The following is a 4,471-nucleotide window of genomic DNA, read 5'->3' on the forward strand; positions in this document are numbered from 1 at the left end:
GGTAGAGGACCGCGCCGCCGACACCTGGGAACCCCTCGTGATCGTCGCCGACCTCGCGGGCGGCCCCTGGCCCGACCGCGCCCGCCGCGCGTGCGCCCGCATGGTTACAGCCGAAGCCGAGGCGGAGCAGGACAACCCCAGCAACGCCCGTATCCTCGCCGACATCCGGCGGATCTTCCACGCCAAGGGCGAGCAGGAACACCTGAGCACCGACGAGCTCCTGTACGCGCTGAACGGAGACCCCGAAGCCCCCTGGGCCGAGCACGGGCGCGGCGGCCTCACCCCGCGCGGCCTCGGCGCGATGCTGCGCGAGTACGGCATCAGCTCAGGCAACGTGCGCATAGGCGACATCCAGCGCAAGGGCTACACGCGCGGCAAGTTCACCGACGCCTGGAAGCGCTACTGCCCCACCGTCCACCCCCTCGGCACCCCACAGGCCGACGCGGGCTGACCGGCCGTTGGTCCCTGCCATCCGCGCGACCGCCGCGCTACCGGCGGGGACCAGCGCGAGCCGCCGCACATCCGTCTTCTGCCGTCCCTGCCGTCCCAGCCACTAAACCGCAGGTCAGCGGCCCTGGAAGCGGGACGGCTATCCGTCCCAAGACGGATGACCATCCGTCCCGACGCCCAGGCAGACACACGCGAACCGGGCCCCGGCTCCCCTCGGGGCGCGTCTCCGCGCCGTCCCGGACGGCAGCCGCGCTGCCTGCCGTACCGCCGCTGACCTGCGGTTGCAACGGCAAGACGGCAAAGACGGCACACCCAGCCCACCCCCGCAGACCTCACCCGCAAGGACGCCTTCACCATGCCCGACACCGCCATACCCACGGCCGGCTCAGCAAGGCCGACCAGCCGTCACCGAGCCACCTGGTGGGACCAGCTCGCGATCATCCTGCTCGGCTTCGCCGGTTGCGCCCTGTCCTTCGACGCGCTGCGGCAGATGGCCACCGCCGTCCACGTCCGCCCGCAACTTACCTACCTGTTCCCCGTCGTGATCGACGGCTTCATCGCCTACGGCGTCCGCGCCCTGCTGGTCCTGCGCGAAGCCCCGCTGCCAGCACGCCTGTACGCCTGGGCCCTGTTCATCACCGCCACCGCCGCCAGCATCTGGGCCAACGGTCTGCATGCCCTCGACCTCAACCAGCCCGGCGCCGCTGGCCGGCGCCACCCACCTCCACATCCTGATCACCCGCTACGGCGGCACAGACCCCGCCCGAATCCCAGCGGACGGAACCACCGCACCAGTTCCGTACCGGCGCCATCAAGGCGACGGAACTCCGCCGCCACCCGCACACGAGGTGCCGAAGCGCGTGGAGCCGCACGACCTGCCGGAGCCCCAGCAGGCCGGACCCGCGCGAACCGCCGACGCGGACGCGACGGGCAGCCGGAACTCTGGCAGCGTCGATCGGAACAGCTCCACAGGAACCGTGACCACGGCCCAATCGCCCCAGGACGAACCCGAAGACGCAGGTGAGGACCAGCACGGAGGTCCCGTACGGCGCTCCCAGAAGCAGGGCGGGCGCCCTCCGATGGCAGCGCTGGAACGACTGGCCGAGGTCATCGCCGCCGCGCACCCGAACCCGGACGCGATCACCCGTGACAGTGCCCGCAAGGCCCTCACCGAATCCGGACTCGGCGCCGGAACCCTCCGCCTGACCGAGGCCATCACCCTCGTCCGGAGCACCGCCCGGGCCCGCCAACACCCCGACCGGCCGGAAGACCAGTAACCCCTCGCCGACCGGACCTGCACCCATCCGGACAGCCACGGCCCACGCGGACCAGTAAGCCGGCGCGGCTGCCAGCGCCTGGCAGTCGCGCCCCCACCGGTCCCCTATCCCAGAAGCGCAGCCCGGCCAAGCCGCCGGTCCCGACAACCATCGCCACCACCGCCGACCTGCGAACGGAGCCACCTCGTGCGCAACCCCTTCCGCAACAAGCACGACCCCGACACCGGCCCCCTCAACCCACAGCACCAGAACGGAGAGCAGACCCTCGCCGCTCCCGTAACCTCCCTGAGCAGCAGGGGCGTTGACCCCGGAAACGACAACGGCGGAGCGAGCTGGGGCGAAGTCCACATCGCCGGTGGCGATGCGGCCTTCGCGCTCGTGCCCGCCCCGGTGGGGGCGGACCCCGGCCGTGCCCAGCGGGGCACGGACCGGGCGGGGGCGGAGGCCGAGCGCGGCCTCCACCAGGACCAGGACCAGCCGACCGGACCGAGCGAGCCCGCCGCCCCCGATGTCGAGCGCTTCGCGCCGACCGTCACGCCCGACGCGTTCGTGCACCACGGCGTCGCCGCCAACGACCTCCCCTCGCCCGCCGTTGACGACACCGCACCCGGCTCCGCGCGTCGGCGGCGGCTGAGCGACGTGCTGTACCGGCCACGTTCCGGGACCAAGCGCGACGTGCAACTGACGTGCTCGGCCGAACCGGCGGAGCGGGACTTCATCAACCACGCTGCCCGCGAGGCCAAACGCTCCCGTTCCGCCTACCTGATGGACGCCGCCCTCACGTTCGCCCACGCCTACCTCCCTGACCAGCGACCCGCCACGGTGCCGGCGCTGCCGTCGCCGCAGGCCACCCAGGACCTGCTGATCCTGTTCGGCAAGCTGATACGGGAGTTCCACCGCGTCGGCAACAACCTCAACCAGATCACCCGCGCCATCCACACCGGAGAGCTGCCCGACCGCGCGATGGAGGTCCTCGACGAGCTGCACCAGGTCGCATTGCTGTCCCGGCGCGTGCTTGAGCAGGTACTGGCAGGAGGTGGTCGCCGTGGTGCCTGACGTCTCCACCGGGAGCCGCTCTCGCGGCCTGCTCTCCTACCTCTTCGGCCCGGGGCGCCGCGACGAGCACACGGACCCGCACATCGTCGCCGCCTTCGCCGTGCCTGGCATCACCGACCCCGGCCGCGTCCCTCTGGACGAGCACCAAGCCGCGCTGACCGAGCTGGCCGAGTACCTCGACCAGCCGGTCCGGCTGCGCGAACAGCGCACCGGACGGAAGGTCCCGCAGCACGTGTGGCACTGCCCCGTCCGGACAGCACCCGGCGACCGCTACCTCACCGACGCCGAGTGGGCCGAGGTCGCCCGGCGCATCGTCCACGCCACCGGCATCGCCGAGCACGGCGACGACGCCGGATGCCGGTGGATCGCCGTGCGGCACGCCGAAGACCACATCCACATCATGGCCACCAGCGTCCGCGAGGACGGCCGCCGCCCCCGCAACAAACGCGACGGGCAACGCGCCCAGACCGAATGCCGCAAGATCGAGACCGAACTCGGACTGCGACGCCTGAAGCCGGGAGACGGCACAGTACCCAAGACCCCGACCGGAGCCGAGGTCGCCAAGGCCGAACGCCAGGGACGCCGCCAGACCGCACGGCAGTGGCTCCGCGAGCACGCCTACACGACAGCAGCCGCCGCCACCGACGAGGACGAGTACTTCGCCGTCCTGACCACGCTCGGCATCCAGATCCGGCACCGGACCGGCCCCGAGACCGGCGAAAGGACCGGCTACAGCCTCGCCGCACCCGACGACACCGACGCCAAAGGCGAACCCGTCTTCTACAGCGGCTCCGCCCTCGCCCCCGACCTCTCCCTGGGCAGACTCCGCGAACGCTTCACACCCCCCGCCAGCCAGCCCACGACGCAGGCTCCAGGGGCGGAGCAGGCCAACAGCCGCGGCGGAACCGGCGCCTGGAGGCGGGCCGAGGCCGAACTGCGCACCACCTACACCTTCCTTTTCGACGCCAACGCGAACGCATCGGCGGGGACGGAGCCGGACGCGCGCGTGCAGGCCCAGGCAGCGGCGTTCGCCGAGCTACTCCACAACACCGCCGCCACCGCCCCCAAGCAGATCCGGGCCGAACTACGCGCCGCGGCAGCCGCGTTCAACCGCGCGAACCGATCGGCGGTCCGCGCCGAGCACCAAGGCGCCTACGCGCTACGGCAAGCCGGAAAGGAACTGATCCGGGGCCTGCCCGGCAAGGACATCGACGTCGTGACAGCACTGCTCGCCACGGCCATATACGTACTCGTCGCCCTCGCTCACTGGCACACACAGCGCGGCCACCAGCAGCAGGCCGCCGCCGCCCAGCAGACGTTCATCCGCCTCCAGGCCGCCTACCAGCACACGGCCCGCCCCACGCTGGCCCGCCTCGCCGAGCGCACCCCCTCACCCGACCAGACCCGCCGCCTCGCCGCCACCGTCCAAGCCGCCGTGCCCGAGCACGCCCAGCGGATCCTGGCCGACCCCGCCTGGCCCGCCCTCGCCACCACCCTCGCCCAAGCCGAATCCGCCGGTACCCCGCCCCGCAAAGCCCTCGCCGACCTGGCCGGACAACGCGAACTCGACACCGCAGACCACCCCGCCGAAGTCCTCATCTGGAGACTACGAAGCAGCACCGCCAACCGAATCCACCAGCGCACCCACTCGGCCCAAGCCCGCACCACCCTCCAACACACACTCACAC

Annotated in this window: 5 protein-coding genes; all 5 read left to right on the plus strand. The window is 72.2% G+C overall.

Annotation, left to right across the window (positions count from 1 at the left end; translation table 11 throughout):
• Positions 1–451: DUF3631 domain-containing protein (locus WH07_RS31060; RefSeq protein ID WP_046507447.1), on the plus strand; the 451-nt coding region annotated here is incomplete at its 5' end.
• Positions 452–940: 489 nt separating this feature from the next.
• Positions 941–1,474, plus strand: a complete 534-nt coding sequence (locus WH07_RS42270; RefSeq protein WP_408645970.1) for a DUF2637 domain-containing protein — start codon at positions 941–943, stop codon at positions 1,472–1,474.
• The gene (locus WH07_RS38290) at positions 1,428–1,727 is read left to right on the plus strand and encodes a hypothetical protein (RefSeq protein WP_198533928.1); all 300 of its coding nucleotides are present in this window, start codon (positions 1,428–1,430) and stop codon (positions 1,725–1,727) included. Before WH07_RS42270 ends, WH07_RS38290 begins: the two co-directional genes overlap by 47 nt.
• A 186-nt stretch (positions 1,728–1,913) precedes the next feature.
• Positions 1,914–2,783 carry a MobC family plasmid mobilization relaxosome protein gene (locus tag WH07_RS31075; protein WP_046507457.1) on the plus strand — a complete coding sequence of 290 codons (870 nt, stop codon included), beginning with the start codon at positions 1,914–1,916 and terminating at the stop codon, positions 2,781–2,783.
• A partial coding sequence (locus WH07_RS31080; RefSeq protein WP_046507459.1) for a relaxase/mobilization nuclease domain-containing protein occupies positions 2,773–4,471 on the plus strand: 1,699 nt, incomplete at its 3' end. The genes WH07_RS31075 and WH07_RS31080, both read left to right, overlap by 11 nt.

It is taken from the genome of Streptomyces odonnellii, from assembly GCF_000981895.1.
Lineage (GTDB): Bacteria > Actinomycetota > Actinomycetes > Streptomycetales > Streptomycetaceae > Streptomyces > Streptomyces odonnellii.

Excerpts from the sequence above, each read along its gene's own strand:
- WH07_RS42270 (WP_408645970.1), top strand. The coding sequence starts at position 941 with ATGGCCACCGCCGTCCACGTCCGCCCGCAACTTACCTACCTGTTCCCC.